The following is an 18,172-nucleotide window of genomic DNA, read 5'->3' as shown; positions in this document are numbered from 1 at the left end:
GTTCAGCATGACAAAGGTTCCGATTCGCGGCAGCGAGAACATCGATGCGGACGCTCATGACAAGGAGTGGACGGAATATACGGACGCCGCTTGGGGACACATGATTCCGACGGCCGACTTGCGATACATGAGCGAATTCATTTTCCTGATCGACAAGTACAGCAGCGAAAAAACCAGGAATATGCTGGAGTGGGGTGCGGGATTTACGACCCGGTGGCTGTGCGCTCTCGCCGAGAAGCGCAAGGCCGAGTTGTTCGTGACCGTGGACACCAACGCGGAGTATTTGAGCCAAGTGATCGCGTTCATGCCGCCGAGTCCGTACCGGTTCGAGGCGCACGCCGTGCAGGAAATCGGCGAAACGGATGACCACTCACGCAGCCCCGCGTTCCATTACGCGACATTTCCATTGCATTTCGAAAAGCATTTCGATTTGATCTTTGTCGACGGGCGCCGCCGGAATGAATGCCTGATGATGGCTTCAATCCTGCAGTCGGACCATGGGCATGTCATCGTGCATGATTACCGACGAAAGCGGTACGAAGCGGGCATGTCCTACTTCGACGTAGTGGAGGATTTCTTCGGCTTTCGCGTGCTCAGGCGCCGCCGTGATCTGGATTCATTTGCCCGGGGACAGTTCGAAAAACTCAGCAAGGATGCTTCGACCTTTCCAGTTGCGTTTGACATGGCGATTTCTCAGAATATCTGAATTCGGGGCTGCCGATGCGTGCGCTCACACTGACTGCGCGGATTTTGGAAGCGCCCGACCCCGAACGTGTCGCCGTCGTCTGTGGTGACGTTGCGCTCACCTACCGAACGCTTTTAGGCTTGGCCGCGGACGTGGCATTACGCCTCTCCGCCGCGGGGGTAGCAGGCGAGGAGCCGGTGGCGGTACTTGCATCGCGGCGGCCGGAATTCGTGATCGGCGCGCTCGGGACCATGCTGGCAGGTGCGTGCTTCGTGCCCGTGGATCCGGATCTGTCGCCGGCCCGCCGAGACCAGTTGCTCGCGATTTCTCGAGCGTCAAAAATTGTTGGCCCAGCCGATTCGGCTGTCGCCAACATCCTCATTGACCTGACGGCTCCCGTCTCGGGGTGCGGCTGCGTCGACGAGGCGACGCCGAATAGCCTTGCCTATCAGTTGTTCACCTCCGGTTCTACAGGCGTCCCCAAGCTGGTGATGATCGAGCACCGATCGGTATGCGCGTTGCTTGATGGATTCGAACGCGTTGCCGCTGCTCATGGCCCCGTGATATCCACGGCGGTTTGTCCGTTCAGCTTCGACGTGTCGATATGGGAGCTGTTCGTGGCGTTGACCAATGGCGGAACCGTCCACATCCTTGACGGCGAAGCAGCGCGCCAGCCGAACCGCCTCGTCGGTTACATTGCCAAGCATGGGGTCAACACCGCATACGTCCCGCCGCTCGCCCTGGATATGTTTGTCGAGGAATCCCGGTCGAGTTCGCCGCTACGCAGGATGCTGGTCGGCGTTGAGGCGATTGCGCAGGGAACGCTGCAAAAATTGCGCGAAAAAATTCCGCATCTGCAAATCATCAACGGCTACGGCCCGACGGAGGTGACGATTTGTTCGACGTTTTTCCGTTCCGGCAGGCGCAGGAGCCCGAACGTCCGGTGCCGATCGGCTGGGCCGTGGAAGGTTGGACGCTGGCGGTCGTCGACGACGAACTGGTGCCGGTTACGCCGGGTGAGATCGGCGAATTGCTGATCGGCGGCATCGGCCTCGCACGGGGATACGCCCACGATTCTGACATGACGGAACGCAGCTTCGTCAATACGGCCCTGCTTGGGCGATGCTATCGCTCGGGTGACTATGTGCGCGAGCTGCCGGACGGCGCGCTCGAATATGCGGGGCGGCGTGACGACCAGATCAAGATTCGCGGCTTCCGGGTCGAGCCTGCAGAAATCGAGATCGCGCTACGACAGCAGCCCGGAGTGGTCCGAGCCCTGGTGTTGGCGCCGAAAGGACGCGACGGCAGGCGGTTATATGCCTACGTCGAGGGCAAAACCGCCACCGAAACTCTGCGGAAGCAAATCGGAGAGTTGTTGGCGGGCCACATGGTGCCTTCCCGCCTGGTCGTTGTGCCGGAGTTCCCGGTTACCGAAAACGGCAAAATCGACCGTTCCAGGCTTACCGAAGCGGCGCGTCGACGGCCCGAGATCGGTGAACTGGTCGTCCCCGCAGCACCGATCGAGTGCCAAATGGCGGCAATCTGGTGCGAAGCCTTAGATCTGGACAGCGTCGGCGTCCACGACAACTTCTTCGATCTCGGCGGTGATTCCATGCTCGCGCTGGCAGTGGCGCGGCGTTCAGCAATGCTGGTGAACAAGCCCGGACTTGCGCCCAAGCTCCTGTCCTGCATTACGATCGCCAAGGCAGCGGAGGCGCTGACGGGAGCCGACGAATACCCAGAAGTTTCCATCGACGAGGAAGAGGCGGATTGTCCGGCAACTTTCGGACAGCAGGGCTTGTGGGCTCTACAACATCTCGACATTGCCAACCCGGCGTTGGTTCTACCGTTCGTCATTCGCTTCAAGGGCGACATCGCGCTGGAAGCGATTGCCGACGCGATCCGGCAGCTGCTGCGACACCACGATACTTTTTCACTGGCCGTTCGCCTCGTCGAAGGCCGCATAAGGCTGTGCCAGGCCGAACCGCCCATTATCAATGTGGAGAAGCAGGTGATCGCGGAGGTTGACCTCCGGGCATTCCTGGCCGGTCTGGCAACCAAATCGGCAAATTCTCTGATCCGCTTGCGTGAAGTTCCGATCGAAATACACTTGCTGAGTACGTCAGGCAACGACGGTGTGGCGCTTTTCATGTTCCATCACATCGCGGTGGACGGATCCTCCCTGCCACTGATCGTGTCCGAGTTGGTGCGTGCCCTGGAAGGCCGGCCGCTCGAAGGCGGGGAGCGTGCCGTGCGTTCCTTTGCGCGCTGGCAACAGGCTTGTTTCGAGCGCTCAATCTGGAACTCTCACAAGGCGTATTGGGATTCTCAACTCGGCTCATTGCCGGACGCCTTGACTCTGCCGATCGATCGGCCTCGTCCGTCGCGGCGATCCGGGCGAGGAATGCAAGTCGAGCAAGTGCTTTCAGCACGAAGCACCGCGACGGTTCACCGTCTCGCGCGAGCAAACAGCACGACGCCATTCCGCGTGTTGCTCGGTCTAATCGGCCTGCTTGCACATCGACTTTCGGGCCAGGGCGATGTGATCGTGGCCACGCCCGTCTCTTCGCGCCACCAACCATCCGCTCTTGATGCGGCGATCGGCTATTTCGTGAACTTCCTGCCGATCCGATTTGAGTTCAACGAAGCGTTGACTTTCAGCCTGCTGATGCAGCAGGTCCAGGAAAAGGTGACGGCTGCCCAGGTCCACGCGGACTTCCCCATCGAACTCATGATCCGGGGTCTCGAGACCGACGTCGCACAATCGCTCACAAGGCTGGTCGTAGCGCAGAAGCTGTTCACTGGCCTGCCACAACGAGCGGGCGCAATCGAGCTTCAGGAAATCGAACTGCCCCGCCGCGCGGCGATCTACGAGCTCGCGATCTTCGTGGCCGAGACGGCGCGCGACATCACCCTTGCCTGGGAGTTCGACAGTGATCTGTTCGATTCGAGCTCGATCGAGCGTTTCCAAGGCATTCTGGATGTTCTGCTGAATTCGGCCGAGGAGTCACCAAGTTGTCCTGTCGGCAGGCTTGACCTGATGATGCCTGCCGAGCGAGCCGAACTGCTCGACTCCATCGATTTCAGTATCCACGGCACGGCGGCCCACGGCAACTTGATTGGCTTGTTTGACGAGCAGGCAAGCGCCAATCCCGTTGCAATAGCGGTCACTGATTCCGGGGAAGTCTAACCTATGGCGAGCTCGCCGCATCTTCACTGTCGGTTGCAGCCGAATTGCGACGGCAGGGTGTGGGCCGGGAGACGCCAGTGCTCGTGTTTACGAATCGCAGCACGGCCTTCCTTATCGGCATTCTCGGAATTTTAAGGGCGGGCGGATACTACATCCCGATTGACGCGGCGATGCCGGGCGAACGTGTTCAGTTCATCGTTTCGACGGTTGAGGCGCGCCATGCCATCATAATGCCGGGCGTCGACGAGCGTTGTCCGGCGGGAGTGCGCGGCCTGGAAATAGGTCCTCTGCTCCAGAGCCAATCCGGAGCCAGCATCGAAGTCGCCCGCGAACCGGATTCGCTTGCCTATGTCATGTTCACCTCCGGATCAACCGGCACGCCCAAGGGCGTCGCCGTACCTGATCGCGCCATCGTGCGCCTGGTTCGTGACCAGAATTTCATTTCGCTGGGCACCAGTGATGTCTTTGCGCTGATCTCGAATCTGTCGTTCGACGCGGCGACACTTGAGATCTGGGGCGCATTGCTGAACGGGGGTCGAATATCAATTCCGTCCGAAGCGCTCATAAGCGACCCGGAGAAGCTGTTGCGCTTCATTGCCGACAGCGGCGTAACGGCGGGATTTTTCAACGCGACCGCCTTCCGATGGATGATCCATCTCGACGCCGCCGCCTTGCGCGGCCTGCACTCGATCATAGTGGGAGGCGAGAACGTTCCGGAGGTCTTGTTCGTAAGGGCAGCGCGTGCGCTCGATTATCGATCGCTTGTGAACGGCTACGGACCGACGGAAAACACCACCTTTTCCTGCTGCCACAGGATGACGTCGCCGCCGCACCTGGGACAACCCATTCCGATCGGCCGCGCCATCGCAAATTCGGCCGCAATCGTGGTCGACGAGAACATGTCGCCGGTCCCGGTCGGCGTCGTCGGAGAAATCATCGTGTCGGGCGCGGGGTTGGCACGCGGGTACATCGGCAACCCGGAGGAAACTCAACGCCGCTTCATCAAGCCGTTCGGCGCTCAAACCTGGTACCGGACCGGCGATCTCGGCAGAAAGTTGGCGAACGGCGACATCGTTTGCATGGGGCGGCGCGATCACCAGATCAAAATCCGGGGTTTCCGCATCGAGATCGGTGAGATCGAGGTTGCCATCATGCGATGTCCCGGCGTGGAGGGCGTTGTCGTTCTGGCACCTGCCACGCCCGATGGGCCACGACTGGAAGCCTACGTCGAGGCACAAATCTCGGCGGCCGATATCCGGAAACATCTAGCCGGAAAACTGCCGAGCTATATGCTCCCTGCGGATATTTTCATCGTCGACAAGCTGCCGGTCACCTCGAGCGGCAAGCTGGATCGGATGGTGCTGAGGGCGGCCGCTGGAGCGGTGCCCGTGTCGACAATGCGCGAGACTCCTTCAGCACGACACTTGCGGGATCGCTTGACCTCGATTTTCAGTGATGTTCTCAAGCACCGACAGTTCGGTCCACAAGATCGCTTTTTCGAGATTGGCGGCAACTCGCTTCTGCTGATCATTCTAGCAGGAAAGCTGACACAGTCGTTCGAGCATGAGATTACGCCGATCGACGTGCTGGATAACCCGACGCTCGATGGGCTCGCGCGACTGCTGCAATCCCGTTTGGGCGTCGTGCTCGACGCATCGGATGGCCAAAGGCCTACGAACGAAAAAATTACCGACAACCGCATTGCGGTGATCGGTCGAGCCGGCCGATTCCCGAATGCGGCCTGCGTTGACGATTTCTGGCGCCGCACGAGTGAGGGCGTCATCGATATCCGCACGCTCGACGAACAGCCCGAGGGATTGCTCCCATACCGCGGCGTGTTGGACGGCGTCGATCGCTTCGATTCCGGCTTCTTCGGCGTTCCTGAAGGCGAGGCGCGGCTGCTCGATCCGCAACAGCGCTTCATCCTCGAAGTGACGCAAGAGGCGCTGGATGACGCGGCGTTCGATCCACGTCAGAGCAATGCGGTCGTATCGGTGTACGCAGCATGCGGTCCCGCACGTGAGATCGAGGAATCGGGCTCATTATCCGCTCAATATGAACGAACGCTGGCTACCGCGCCGGACTTCACTGCAACGCGGATTTCCTATCGATTCGACCTCAGAGGTGAGAGCGTCACCGTGCAAACCGGCTGTTCGTCCTCGCTGGTAGCGGTTCATATGGCGTGTGAGAGCCTGTTATCGCGCAAGTCGGACGTCGCCTTGGCCGGAGGAGTTTCGATCGCGGCCAACCAGCAACTAGGGTACGCGGTTGAAGATGGAATGATCACATCTCCGACGGGCCGCTGTTGTCCGTTCGACGTCCGGGCCAACGGCACCGTGCCGGGGAGCGCCGTCGGAATGGTTGCAATGATGCGCCTGGCCGACGCCGTAGATCAAGGCGCGCCGATCCAAGCGGTGATTCTGGGTTCAGCCATCAACAACGACGGAGCGTCTAAAGTGGGATTCATGGCGCCATCGCCCTCGGGGCAGGCTGCCGTAATCACGGCGGCGCTTGGCCGCTCAAACATCGGCGGCGATAGCCTGGGGTATATCGAGACTCACGGCACCGGAACCCGACTCGGTGACCAGGCGGAGATCGAAGGCCTGGGACGCGCCATCAGGCCGCTCGACGGGCACGATATCGCGCTTGGCTCAGTGAAAGCCAACTACGGTCATCTCGATCGCGCCGCCGGAATCGTGGGTCTTCTGCGCGCCATTGAAGCCGTGAAACACGGGGTCATCCCTCCGCTGGCCGGCTTCGAGCAACCTGATGAAGACTTGGCTCTTGCCGCGCGCGGATTCTATGTGCCGACCAGAGCTACGGGCTGGCCGGAGCAGAACCATCCGCGCCGAGCCGGCGTAAGCTCCTTCGGCGTTGGAGGCACGAACGCCCACGTCATCGTCGAGCAAGCGCCGGAGCTGCCGACCGCTAGGCCCGTCCTCACACCTGTTCCCATCGTGATTTCCGCCGCTTCGCCGGGCTCGCTAAAGACCACACGCCTGCGCTTGGCTCAACATATCGAGACTGGGCCACCGGGCAACTTGAACGGGCTAGCGCGGAGCTTGTTCGAGGGGCGCCGTCACCAAAAGTTCAGGCAGGCATTTGTTGCGACTGACCCAGGGGAATTATGTCGACAGCTCCAGTTCGAGGCACCCAATCACGTTGAAGCTGCGGTCTCGCCATCGCTCGTCTGGCTCTTCCCAGGCCAGGGTGACGCCACAGTCGACGGGTTCAAAGCACTGTACGACAACCAGCGGGTCTATCGGGCAGCGCTCGACGAATGTGCTAACCTGGTCCGTCAATACAGCGACATCGACGTCATCAATCTTCTATTTGGCGCGCAGCCCGACGCCAGCCGCTTTGAGGACATGGGCTGCTTTCAGCCGGTCATGTTCGCGGTCCAATACGCACTTTCCGATTTTTGCGAAAGCTTGGGCGTGCAACCGGGCGCGTTGATTGGCCACAGCCTTGGCGAGGTCGTGGCCGCAACGCGGGCTGGCGTGTTCAAGCTAGAGGATGCCGTAGCGTTTGTGATCAAGCGCGGCCAGTTGATGCAACTGACGAGGCCGGGCGCGATGATTTCGGTAACTCTACCGCCCAGCCGGATGGCCCGCTATCTTTTGCCCGGAACATCGATCGCCGCTTACAATGGCCGCGAACTGGTCGCCATCTCAGGCTTGTCCGAGCCCGTCGCCGAGCTTGAGGCAAAGCTGATCGCCGACGGAATCAGCGTCAGGCCACTGGCCATTCCACGTGCCGCACACTGCTCTCAGATGCAGGAGACGGCAAGAGAACTTGGGCGCTTCGTTTCGACATTACAGCTTACGCCGCCGCGGATCCCCATCGTCTCCAATGTGACCGGAGGTTGGGCCGATGTAGGCATGGCGACGGCCGATTACTGGGCACGCCATATCGAGATGCCCGTACGGTTCGTCGAATCTTTGAACTGTGTCGCGGAAACAGGGCGCGTGCTGGGGTTGATCGTCGGCCCCGGAAACACGATGCGCCGTCTGGTTGCGCATGAGATGGAGGAACGGGCTGTCGACGTCGTCGAGCTGTCGACCGATGCTCCGCACGCGCTTGATACCCTGAACTCGTTGTGGTGCGCGGGCGCAAACGTGAACGTCTGGGCTGCGACGGAGAACCCCGCGACGGCGAAAGTCAGCTTGCCGCCGACCGTGTTCGATCATCGGTTCTCGTGGCCGTTCCGTGAAGTTGCGAACAAGGCCCCAACGTCGCTTCAAGTTTCCCGCCAGGATGATTCTGGAGCCTGGCTTTGGCAAACCAAAACGACGGCGGTCAAGAGTTCGAGCCGCCAGACGCGAGAGGTGAGATGTCGGCTACTGAATCACCCCGATGGCATGGTAGAGAGCCTGATACGATCGTTGTCCGGGCTCCGGCCGGTCGAAAATCTGTCCGAGGCCACGGATGTCATTTGGTGGATCGATCACCTTGATCCGAGCGCACTTCAGGTTCAATTGCGGGCTATTGCCGAACGAGCGGAGCAGGAACTCCGTGTCTGGATCATAGCAGGGCGTTCCGAGCCGCTCTGTCTTGATCGGCCTACCGACCGCGCGATCGGGCTGGGGATCGTGCGCGCAGGCGCCTTGGAGCACCCGAAATCGAGCTGGCATGTGGTCGATGTGGCGGGCTCGTCCGATATGGCGTCGGACATTGCGGCGGCGATCGACCTGGCGGATCCGCCGACCACTCTGAAGGCTGGGTTGGACGGGCTTGCCGCAGTCAGGCCCGAGCATGCATGGCCCGACTGGAGATCGCGCCCGTTGCGCGATGACGGATGCTACATCATCACGGGTGGCGCGGGGCGTGTAGCGAGTGCGCTGGTGAAGGCAATTCGCCGCGAAGTTGCCGCGCCGATCGTTCTTTTGGGGCGTCAACCCTTCGAGAGCGTCCAGCCAAGGTTGACCTCGCTTGCGAATAATGTCGTGTATCGGCAACTCGACGTCACCGACGCTGCGGGGACGGCCGAACTATTCACGGAACTGCGCAGCGAGTACGCCAGGATCAATGGTGTCATTCACGCTGCCGGCGAGACCGATACGCGTCGCTTTGCCACGCTCGCAACGCTGGAAGCATCCTCCTGGGCCGAGATTTCAGCCGCTAAGCTGCGCGGAACCTCTGCGATCGCAGCGGCGTTGCGGCCGGATGAAGCAGATTTCGTTCTACTTTGTTCGAGCCTTTCGACAGCGATCGGCGGCGTCGGATTTGCCTCGTACATTGCAGCCAACGCGACATTGGACGAATATGCCGAGTCGCGTTGGGAACGAGGCGACAAGCGCTGGATCAGCGTCGGCTGGGAGGCCTGGACGGAAGGAGACGCGCGTACCGATATTGGACCTGCACGCTATGCGCTCGATGATGAGGACGGTTATCACGCCTTCATGCGATGCCTTTGCGTGCGGGGACCGGTTGTGCTGATTTCGACGGCGCCGATCGATGCGCGTATCGACGAAATCCGCGAGCAGGTCGGTCGGACGAGCGTACCATCCTCGCAAATCTTGGGAGCGGTCGCGGCGTCGCCGAGTCCAGCTGTTGCCGTGGAAAACGTGCTCCGGGCGGTTCTCGGCCGTATTCCCGATGATCCGGAACGCGACTTGCGCGAGGAAGCGATCGAGTCGCTGACGATCCTTCAGATCGTGACGCGTCTGCGCAAGAGCTTGAAGATCGAGCTCTCGTTGATGGATGTAATGCGCAACCTGTCCGTCAACGGCCTGCGTCATCTCGTCGAAACGGCCATCGGGTCCGTGCCTCGGGACGGCGAATTCGAGATCGTGCGGGTACCGGAGGCAGCCAGTTATCCAACCTCCTCCGCGCAGCGACGCTGGCTGATACTCATGCCTGAGAAATACGGCGGACTTGACATTGTTGTCCATGTGGCGGGCAACGTCACGCTGGGAGCGTTGACGGCTGCCGTAAGGTCCACGATCGAACGTCATTCGGGGCTACGGACGACGTTTACGTTCAGGGGCGGCAAGTGGCTACAGCATATCGTATCGACGATTTGCGTGGAGGAAGTGGACCTCAGGCAGGAGGTTTATTGGAAGTCGACTCTCCGCGCTATCGCGAAGGAAAAATCCGAACGGTGGTACGAGGCCGAGGCGATCTCGCCGCCGTTCGAAATCGTCGTCGCCGCGCTACCTGACGGTCAGTTTGCGCTTGTGATCCATGGCCATCACGTCATTTTTGATGGCTGGTCATCCAGCATCTTCCTCAAGGAGATCGCAGACGCAGTGGCTGGCCGCGGGAGTAGACAACCCTTTCAGTATGTCGACTACGCGACTGCCCAACAGAACTATCTTGCCGGACCTGCAATACTGCCGGTGCGCAAGTACTGGCAGCGACACTTTGCCGATGCGCCTGTTCCCACGCGCGTGCGCGGCTTTGCCGACGTCGAGACAGCGGAAGATAATGGCGATGTGCTACCGTTCCTGCTGGACCAAAAGGTCGTCGAACTGCTCGCTCATCGTGCCCTTGGTTTGCATGCAACGACTTTTATGCTCTTCGCGGCTGCGTACGGGCTCGTTCTCAGCAGGCTCACCGGCAGTTTCGATCTAATTTTCGGTACGACCGCCGCAGCCCGGCCGACGCCGCAGTCGGAGGAGATCATCGGCGTCTTCGTAAATCCGTTACCGCTTCGCTTGAAATTCAGCGCCGACCAATCCCTCGAATCGTATCTGGAGACCGTCAAGCAGGTGCTCACGGGGTTCCACGAAAATCAGAACTATCCGCTTGAAGACCTTCTCAAGCATGTCCCGTCATTCCGGAATTGCGACCTGAATTCGACTTTCCACTGCTATCTTCTCTATCAAAACTATTGGCGAGCGCCGGAAGATGTCTTGCGCTTCCGTCGCTTGAATCTCGAAGCGTCAGGTCACCATAAGCTGATGAGAGAGTTTGAGATCGTCCTCGAAGACGAGGACGGTAGTGTGCACGGCGAGCTATGGTACCGCGCCAGCCGCTTCACGCCGCAGCAAGCATGCCTCTGGCGCGATATGTTCGTGTCCTGTGTCGCCGATATCAGCACTGCAGACCTGCAGGTCACTGTTGCAAAGCTCCTTCAGAAGTTCGTGATTGACACTTAGAGATGGTAGGCGATGTACAAGATTGCTTTTGACATCAACGACAATACCAAAGACAAGGCCGCACGGATCCGGTCGGTCGATGTTCTCGCCTCCGTGGACGAGGTCGAACACCTGGTGCGCGAAGGTTGGCTGCAGATCGATGGATTGTTTTCCGATGTCGAACTGCAGAGTTTTCGGCAGGCCATTGAAGAGGTCGTGACAGCGGAAACCGATAACCCGACAACCGAACATATCCCCGGCAACGGTCATTACATCCGGAGCCTTTTAGACAAGCACAGTGCTTTCCACTCGCTCATTCGCATGAAGAGGCCCTTGTCGATTGCAAGGGCCGTTCTCGGTCCCCAGGTGTGGTTCGACGCCGAGGCGCGTGTCGTCCCGGCCGGTATAGCGGGAATGCGCGTCAATTGGCATATTCATCACCGTGTGATACCCGCTCCCCTTCCTCCCTTCTTTTGCTATCCGCACGCGGTGCACGGCCTGATCTATCTCGACGACGTCAACGAGGACACGGGGCCGATCCGTATCCTGCCCGGGTCCCACATGCAGCCGCATCTCGACATTTCGAACACGGACGGGGAGCCCCGGACGGCCCAGGTCACTTTGCTGCCGAAGGCCGGAACCTGTCTGTTGATGCACGCCAACACCTGGCACAGCACTGTTCCCACGACACGCAACGCCGGTCGGCGCAGACTTTTGCTGTTCGGGTACACGCCGTCGTGGATCAGGCCTGACGTCGCACGCGGCGTGAAGCCCGCGGCCACCCTGACCGACGAGTTGCGCAAATTCGGCGATGCCGAAATGCGGGAGCTGCTCGGTGAATATTTCTGGTAGCTCCGACCTCGATTCCAATTCAGTCGCGGTCTGGTGGATCGATCTAGACACCATATCCGAAGACCAGACTCGAATGCTCCGCGGACTTCTTCCGTCGGACGAAACAGCTCGGATTGACCGCCTTCTCCGGCCAATCGACCGAAAGCGCTCGATTGTCGCCCATGCTGCCCTGCGCCTTTTGTTGTCCAGATTGATTGGGCTGCCGAACTCTCAATTGGCGATCACCAGAACAACGGACGGCAAGCCGATCTGGCCGCAGAGCGGTTATGAATTCAGTTTGTCTCACAGCGGGAGGCGGGTTGTCCTGGCCATTTCTCAAGGTCCCCAAGTCGGAATCGATGTGGAGGAACACCGTCATTTTTCGGACCTTGCCGATATGATACCGCTTTACTTCCACGCCGGCGAGGCGGCCGAGTTGATGGCGCTGGCGCCCGCGCGGCGCGAAGACGGTTTTTTTACGATGTGGTGCGCCAAGGAGGCCGTGGTCAAAGCATTGGGTCAGGGTCTGCGCTCCCCACTGAGCGGGTTCCAGATTTCCAACTCCGGAGGGAGTTACGATTGGCCATCGCGCCCGGCGGTCAGCCTTCGTCGCACTGGGCGTTGCACGCGATACCCCTTGGCCCTGATTATCGGGCCACCCTCGCCATTAGGGGTAATGCGGCTTATTTGGGTCACTATGAGCTTGCTTTTACCGCGCTTAGCCCTGCAATATCTTAGCAATCCATTGCACATCACAACTCCACAAACGGACGTTTCATGAACAACACGATCAACGACGTGCGCAGCGCGTTCCTGGACTATTTCATAAAGCAGGGGCACACGCATGTGCCGTCGGCCTCGCTTTTACCGGTGAACGATCCGACGCTACTGTTCGTCAATTCGGGTATGGCGCCCTTCAAGGACGTTTTCACGGGTGTCGAGACTCGACCCTACACGCGAGCGACGACAGCTCAAAAATGCGTGCGCCTCGGTGGCAAGCACAACGATTTGGACAACGTAGGCTTTACCGCGCGGCATCATACCTTTTTCGAAATGCTGGGAAATTTTTCCTTTGGCGACTATTTCAAGGAATTTGCGATCCACGCGGCATGGAATCTGTTGACCAAAGAATTCGGCCTGCCGATCGAAAAGCTGTTGGTCACGATTTATGCCAGCGACGACGAAGCCGCTGCCTTGTGGAAGAAAATCGGCGGCCTTTCGGATAACAAGATTATCCGCATCGATAACGACGACAATTTCTGGCGCATGGGTGATCTCGGTCCATGCGGGCCATCGTCGGAAATCTTTTTCGATCACGGCGATCATATCGCGGGAGGTCCGCCGGGTTCTTCGGACCAGGACGGCGATCGCTTCGTCGAGATCTGGAATCTCGTGTTTATGCAATACAATCAGATTACTCCAGATGAGATGCAGCCCCTGCCCAAGTTCTGCATCGACACTGGTAGCGGAATCGAGCGCCTTGCCGCTGCGCTGCAGGGTAAGTCGGACAATTACGATACCGATCTGTTGCGCAGCTTGATACTCGCGTCGGCCGACCTGACAAAAGTGGACCCGGACGGTGCTCTCAAGTCGTCGCATCGCGTCGTGGCCGATCACGTACGCACATCGGCCTTCCTGCTGGCCGACGGCGTGACGCCGGGAAACGAGGGACGTGGCTATGTGCTTCGCCGCGTCATGCGCCGGGCCATGCGGCATGCGCACCTGCTCGGAGCGAAAGATCCGTTGATGTATCGGCTGGTTCCTGAACTCGTTACTCTCATGGGAGCAGCCTACCCTGAGTTGATACGCGCCCAGCCCTTCATCATGGAAACGCTTCGGCTCGAGGAGACGCGGTTCAGACAGACGTTGGATCGCGGTCTCAAATTGCTGGGTGATGAAATCGGCAAATTGACCAGCGGCGCTCCGTTGCCGGGTGAGGTTGCTTTCAGGCTCTATGACACTTACGGCTTCCCGATAGACCTGACTCAGGACGCATTGCGCTCTCGCGACATCAGTGTCGACCTGGTGGGCTTCAACGATGCGATGGCCAAGCAGAAGGCGCTCGCGCGAGAGTCCTGGGTCGGGTCGGGCGATCTTGCCACGTCGAAGGTCTGGTTCGATCTGCGCGATGAGTTTGGTTCGACTGAATTCATGGGCTACGAAACGGAAGCGGCTTCCGCCAATGTGACGGGGATCGTCGTTGACGGCGCACGATCGAACGAGGCGAGGGAGAGCGACATCGTCCAGATAACGCTCAATCAGACCCCCTTCTACGCCGAATCCGGTGGCCAAGTCGGTGATAGCGGGCAGTTGAAACTGGAGGATGGCTCGGTTGTCGATGTCACAAACACCGTCAAGGAGCTGGGCCAGCTGTGGGTCCATCGCGGCACGGTGGTGAAGGGCAACGTCAAGGTAGGCGACAAGGTGCGGGCAATCGTGGACTCCAAGCGGCGTGCAGCGATCCGCGCCAATCATTCCGCGACACACCTGCTGCATGAGGCCTTGCGCGAACGTTTCGGCGATCACATCGCTCAAAAGGGGTCGCTAGTGGCTCCGGACCGGCTGCGCTTTGATTTCAGTCATCCGATGCCGCTGACGTCCGAAGATCTCACGACGATCGAAGCAGAGGTCAATCGTCAGATTCGCGGGAACAGCGAAGTGACAACCCGGATCATGTCGCTTGCCGAGGCGCAGGGAAGTGGCGCCAGGGCATTGTTCGGAGAAAAGTACGGTGATGAAGTTCGTGTGGTGGCGATGGGTACGCCGACCAGAAGCGATCATGCAGCCTATTCCGTCGAGCTGTGCGGGGGCACCCATGTACGTCGTACCGGCGACATTGGCTTGCTGAAGGTCACAGGCGAAAGCTCGGTCGGATCCGGCGTGCGGCGCATCGAAGCGCTGACAGGCGAAGGCGCCTTGACCTACGCGAACAAGCTGATCTCGCTGGTACGTGCCATCGGCAGCAACCTCGGTATCTCGACGGACGAGCAGATATTGACGCATGTCGTTCAGCTTCAGGAGCAGATCAAGAGCAAGGACAATACGATCAGGCAGCTGCGCATTGACAGCCTGAAGGCTTCAACGGCCTCACCCTGCATTCGCGATATCGGTGGAGTGAAGTTCGACGTACGTGTCGGAGACTGGCCAGTACCTGATCTCAGGCGCATGGCAGACGAAATGAAGAAGTCGATCGGTTCAGGCGTAGTGGCGCTGATTTCGACGGCCGAAGGTAAAGCGTCCGTCGTCATCGGCGTCACTCCGGACCTCGTGGGCGAGCTTGATGCCGTGCATCTTGCAAAGGTCGCAGCCGAGGCTTTTGGCGGCAAGGGTGGTGGCGGGCGGTCGGACCTGGCACAGGCCGGCGGCCCGGATGCGACTCGAACCAGCAACGCCGTCGAGGCCCTAACACGGGCAATCGAGTTCAAAGCCTGAATGATGCGGCTGCATTGCTATCCAATGAGCCTTACAAGCCGGTGCTCTAATTTTTTTCTCCGAATTATGCGTTGGCTTCGAAGAATTATGCGTTGGCTTCGAATAAGGGCACGTCGCGTTTTGTCTATGAGGGCGATCAGGCTGCTCGCAAGGTAACTTCTGGGAATCGCTCGTGTCCGACACCAAGCCGCAATCAGCCAAGGGCGACTTGTTTGGTCATCCGACAGGACTAACTTTCCTGTTTGCGACAGAAATGTGGGAGCGGTTCTCCTATTACGGTATGAAGTCTCTTCTCATACTTTATATGGTGAACCATCTCTTCAAAGCGGGCACAGTCGAAAACGTCGCTGGCTATGGCATCTTAAAGCGATTGCTTGAGACAGTGTTTGGGAAGCTTGAGGCGCAGCCACTCGCATCGCTGATCTATGGGCTTTACGGCGGTTTGGTGTATCTAACACCTGTGCTTGGCGGCCTTCTCGCCGACCGCGCAATAGGGCGGCGCCGGGCGGTTCTCCTCGGCGCTATTCTGATGATGTTTGGCCATTTCCTAATGGCGTTCGAGTCTCTGTTTTTTCTTGCACTGTCGGCCTTGATCCTGGGAAGTGGCGCCTTCAAACCTAATATCGTAACTCAAGTCGGCGGCCTGTATTCACGCGACGATGACCGCCGTGACAGAGCTTATGCTATTTTTTACGTCGGCATCAATGTCGGCGCTTTTCTTTCGCCCTTGATATGCGGTTCGCTGGCCGACGGTTTTGGCTGGAGCTTTGGTTTTGCTGCCGCAGGCGCTGGGATGCTAATCAGCCTGGTCATCTACCTGTTTGCTCTGCCGGCACTACCGGCGGACCAACTTGACGAAAGGCGAAGTAAGGAGAAATCACGCGCTCCACGCAAAAAACGGATCATAATTGCTCTGATTGGGTTAGGTTCATTGCAGTCACTTTTTTGGGCAGTTTACGAACAGACAGGCAATACGGTCGTCCTTTGGTTCAATGATCATACTGATCGATCGATCAAGCTATTTTTTTGGCAAACTCAAATTCCCGTCACCTGGATACTTTCCTTGAATCCCCTTCTCATCTTCGCCTTTACTCCACTCATCATTGCTTTATGGGGATGGCAAGCAAAACGATCAGGCGAACCGTCGGACGTTGGGAAAATGGCGCTTGGTAGCGCGCTTGTCGGATTGAGTTATTTGATTTTGTCCGCGGTAGCTTGGCAAACTGGGCCGGTCGAGAAAGCGAGTTGGCTCTGGTTGGTATTGTTCTTCGTCGTCCTAACCGTCGGAGAGCTTTATGTTTCGCCGATCGGCTTGGCATTCTTTGCGAAGGCAGCTCCGGCCTCGATGAGGTCCATGCTGATGGGCCTATGGTTGACAACCAGCTTCGTGGGCAATGTCTTGGCCGGCTGGCTTGGTAGTTTCTGGAGCAGCTTCGCCAAGAGTGAGTTTTTTTGTTGATAGCAGCTATTTCAGTTTTCGTTGCGGTTGCAATGTGGGGTATCGATCGACCGCTGAGATCAATTTCAAAATAAACAGATACAGCAAATATGCGAGCTGAGAACGACTGACCCCAATCCGCCCGAAGCAGAGAGATTTCCCGACCTCGCGGTGCACGAGGTGGCGTTACCTTGGACGAGACTCTTAGGGATGCCGCAGCAACAGCGTTTCCGGTTGCGGCTCAACAAGCTGCCGCAGCGCGCATTGAATTCGCCCGAAATCTTTCCACCTGCCAATTCACGGTGGTGGCCCCGAATGTCGGGAGCGCGTGTGAAGTCACGGATTCAATTTTCAGATGCGTTTGCACACAACCCGATCGTGGGTCGTTTGCTCTAACGGCGAGGTCGACAAAGCCGCTTCTGGGATGAAGAAGGCCAAATGGCTTTATCGATCTTACATTCGGCTACATTTGCGCCGCGGACATTGCTACTCAAGAGCGGTGAAGCCAGACCCTCTTTCTTGTTGAGTACTTTCATAAACTCTGGCTGCGGCGAGCATGAGATCATAGCGTCGCCATCAAATCATTCTGCCCATTCCAAGGAAAGAAGTTCGACGTGCCTTGAAGCAGAAAAATATCCCTATTTGATCTTTTTTGTTAGGTGCGCGCGTTGGACGCTCAAAGAGATGGATCTCTTTGCATTCTTGTGGAATATCAGAATGATAAAAAGAGAGGTGGTACGCCCAAAACCATCGTCTGGCGCTCCCTAGGGGAATCGAACCCCTGTTTCAGCCTTGAGAGGGCCGCGTCCAAATACCCCCTCTCGACATCTACCAAACTATACCAACAAGGGCCGGTTTTGACCTGAATCGAGGGCGGAAAGATGGGAAGGGCTTCTGATATACCCCCTCATCTACTATACCAATTTTAGAATGATCGAAGCGGTTCGGCGCCTGGTCGAGGCTTACCGCCGTAGTTCAGAAGCGCGGCTGCATCGCAATCTCTGGATCGGCCTCGACGTAATCGAAGGTCCAGAGGCTGAGATTGCTGTCGGAGCAGCGGAGCGGTTCGGCGATCGTGTAGATCCGACGGCGGCGGAAGGCGGGCGGGCTTTGCTGAAAGAGCTCGCTCTTCGGAACGCCGACGTTCATGAAGTACGGCCGATCGAGATAGCGTTCGGGCCGGTTGGTCCAGGCCGGCACTTCGCCGAGATCCCACCGCCTCGCGAGGTGCTCTCCCGCGGCCCCGAGCAGCGCGTTCAGCACTGGATTGGGTGCGAGATCCGGCTCGTCCTCGATGCGGCGCCGCCGGCTTTCAGGGTCGGGGTCGGTGTGAAATTCAACGAGAAACCGGGCCAGTGCATGTTCGTAGGGATGACCTTGACGAACATCGTCGAGGATTTCAGCCAACGAGCCGGGCGGAATGTCATCGACGATGCTACCGCCCAGCCGACGCACCTTCTGAAGCCCGGTAATGGCTGTTTGTCTCGCCTCGAACTCTCTCATCTGACGACCTG

9 protein-coding genes and 1 pseudogene are annotated in these 18,172 nt (G+C 58.8%); 9 read left to right on the top strand and 1 reads right to left on the bottom strand.

Translation table 11 applies throughout. The annotated features are described in order from the left end of the window. Window positions 1-7: 7 nt before the first annotated feature. The 9 genes and pseudogenes from ACQ86E_RS19640 to ACQ86E_RS19600 all read left to right on the top strand — a co-directional run bounded on the left by ACQ86E_RS19640 (window position 8) and on the right by ACQ86E_RS19600 (window position 16,679). On the top strand, window positions 8-706 hold the full coding sequence (locus ACQ86E_RS19640) for a hypothetical protein (protein ID WP_431201381.1): 699 nt from the start codon (window positions 8-10) through the stop codon (window positions 704-706). A gap of 14 nt (window positions 707-720) precedes the next feature. Continuing rightward, entirely contained in the window at window positions 721-1,722 is a 1,002-nt protein-coding gene (locus ACQ86E_RS19635) for an AMP-binding protein (RefSeq protein ID WP_431201380.1), read from the top strand. 44 nt (window positions 1,723-1,766) lie between these two features. Next, window positions 1,767-3,875 (top strand): condensation domain-containing protein, encoded by a 2,109-nt coding sequence (locus ACQ86E_RS19630; protein ID WP_431206513.1) that lies wholly within the window; start codon window positions 1,767-1,769, stop codon window positions 3,873-3,875. Between the two features lie 11 nt (window positions 3,876-3,886). Further along, window positions 3,887-5,209 (top strand): annotated as a pseudogene (locus ACQ86E_RS19625) (amino acid adenylation domain-containing protein); the annotation flags it as partial. Window positions 5,210-5,230: 21 nt separating this feature from the next. After that, window positions 5,231-10,978 carry an SDR family oxidoreductase gene (locus ACQ86E_RS19620; protein ID WP_431206512.1) on the top strand — a complete coding sequence of 1,916 codons (5,748 nt, stop codon included), beginning with the start codon at window positions 5,231-5,233 and terminating at the stop codon, window positions 10,976-10,978. A 12-nt stretch (window positions 10,979-10,990) separates the two neighbouring features. Continuing rightward, window positions 10,991-11,809: a phytanoyl-CoA dioxygenase family protein gene (locus ACQ86E_RS19615; RefSeq protein ID WP_431201379.1), complete on the top strand. Its 819-nt coding sequence runs from the start codon at window positions 10,991-10,993 to the stop codon at window positions 11,807-11,809. Then, window positions 11,793-12,569 (top strand): 4'-phosphopantetheinyl transferase superfamily protein, encoded by a 777-nt coding sequence (locus tag ACQ86E_RS19610; RefSeq protein ID WP_431201378.1) that lies wholly within the window; start codon window positions 11,793-11,795, stop codon window positions 12,567-12,569. The genes ACQ86E_RS19615 and ACQ86E_RS19610 overlap by 17 nt, the downstream gene beginning before the upstream one ends. Continuing rightward, window positions 12,566-15,220, top strand: a complete 2,655-nt coding sequence (gene alaS / locus ACQ86E_RS19605; RefSeq protein WP_431201377.1) for an alanine--tRNA ligase — start codon at window positions 12,566-12,568, stop codon at window positions 15,218-15,220. Before ACQ86E_RS19610 ends, alaS begins: the two co-directional genes overlap by 4 nt. Before the next feature lie 172 nt (window positions 15,221-15,392). Further along, window positions 15,393-16,679, top strand: coding sequence for a peptide MFS transporter (locus ACQ86E_RS19600; protein ID WP_431201376.1), 1,287 nt, complete (start codon window positions 15,393-15,395; stop codon window positions 16,677-16,679). A gap of 954 nt (window positions 16,680-17,633) precedes the next feature. Here the strand turns inward: ACQ86E_RS19600 and ACQ86E_RS19595 are convergent. Next, the gene (locus tag ACQ86E_RS19595) at window positions 17,634-18,161 is read right to left on the bottom strand and encodes a hypothetical protein (protein WP_431201375.1); all 528 of its coding nucleotides are present in this window, start codon (window positions 18,159-18,161) and stop codon (window positions 17,634-17,636) included. Between the last annotated feature and the right edge of the window lie 11 nt (window positions 18,162-18,172).

The sequence above is a fragment of the Bradyrhizobium betae genome, assembly GCF_050632175.1.
GTDB lineage: Bacteria > Pseudomonadota > Alphaproteobacteria > Rhizobiales > Xanthobacteraceae > Bradyrhizobium > Bradyrhizobium betae_B.
The sequence above is the reverse complement of the archived record's forward strand: the minus strand, read 5'-3'. Positions and strand labels throughout refer to the sequence as shown.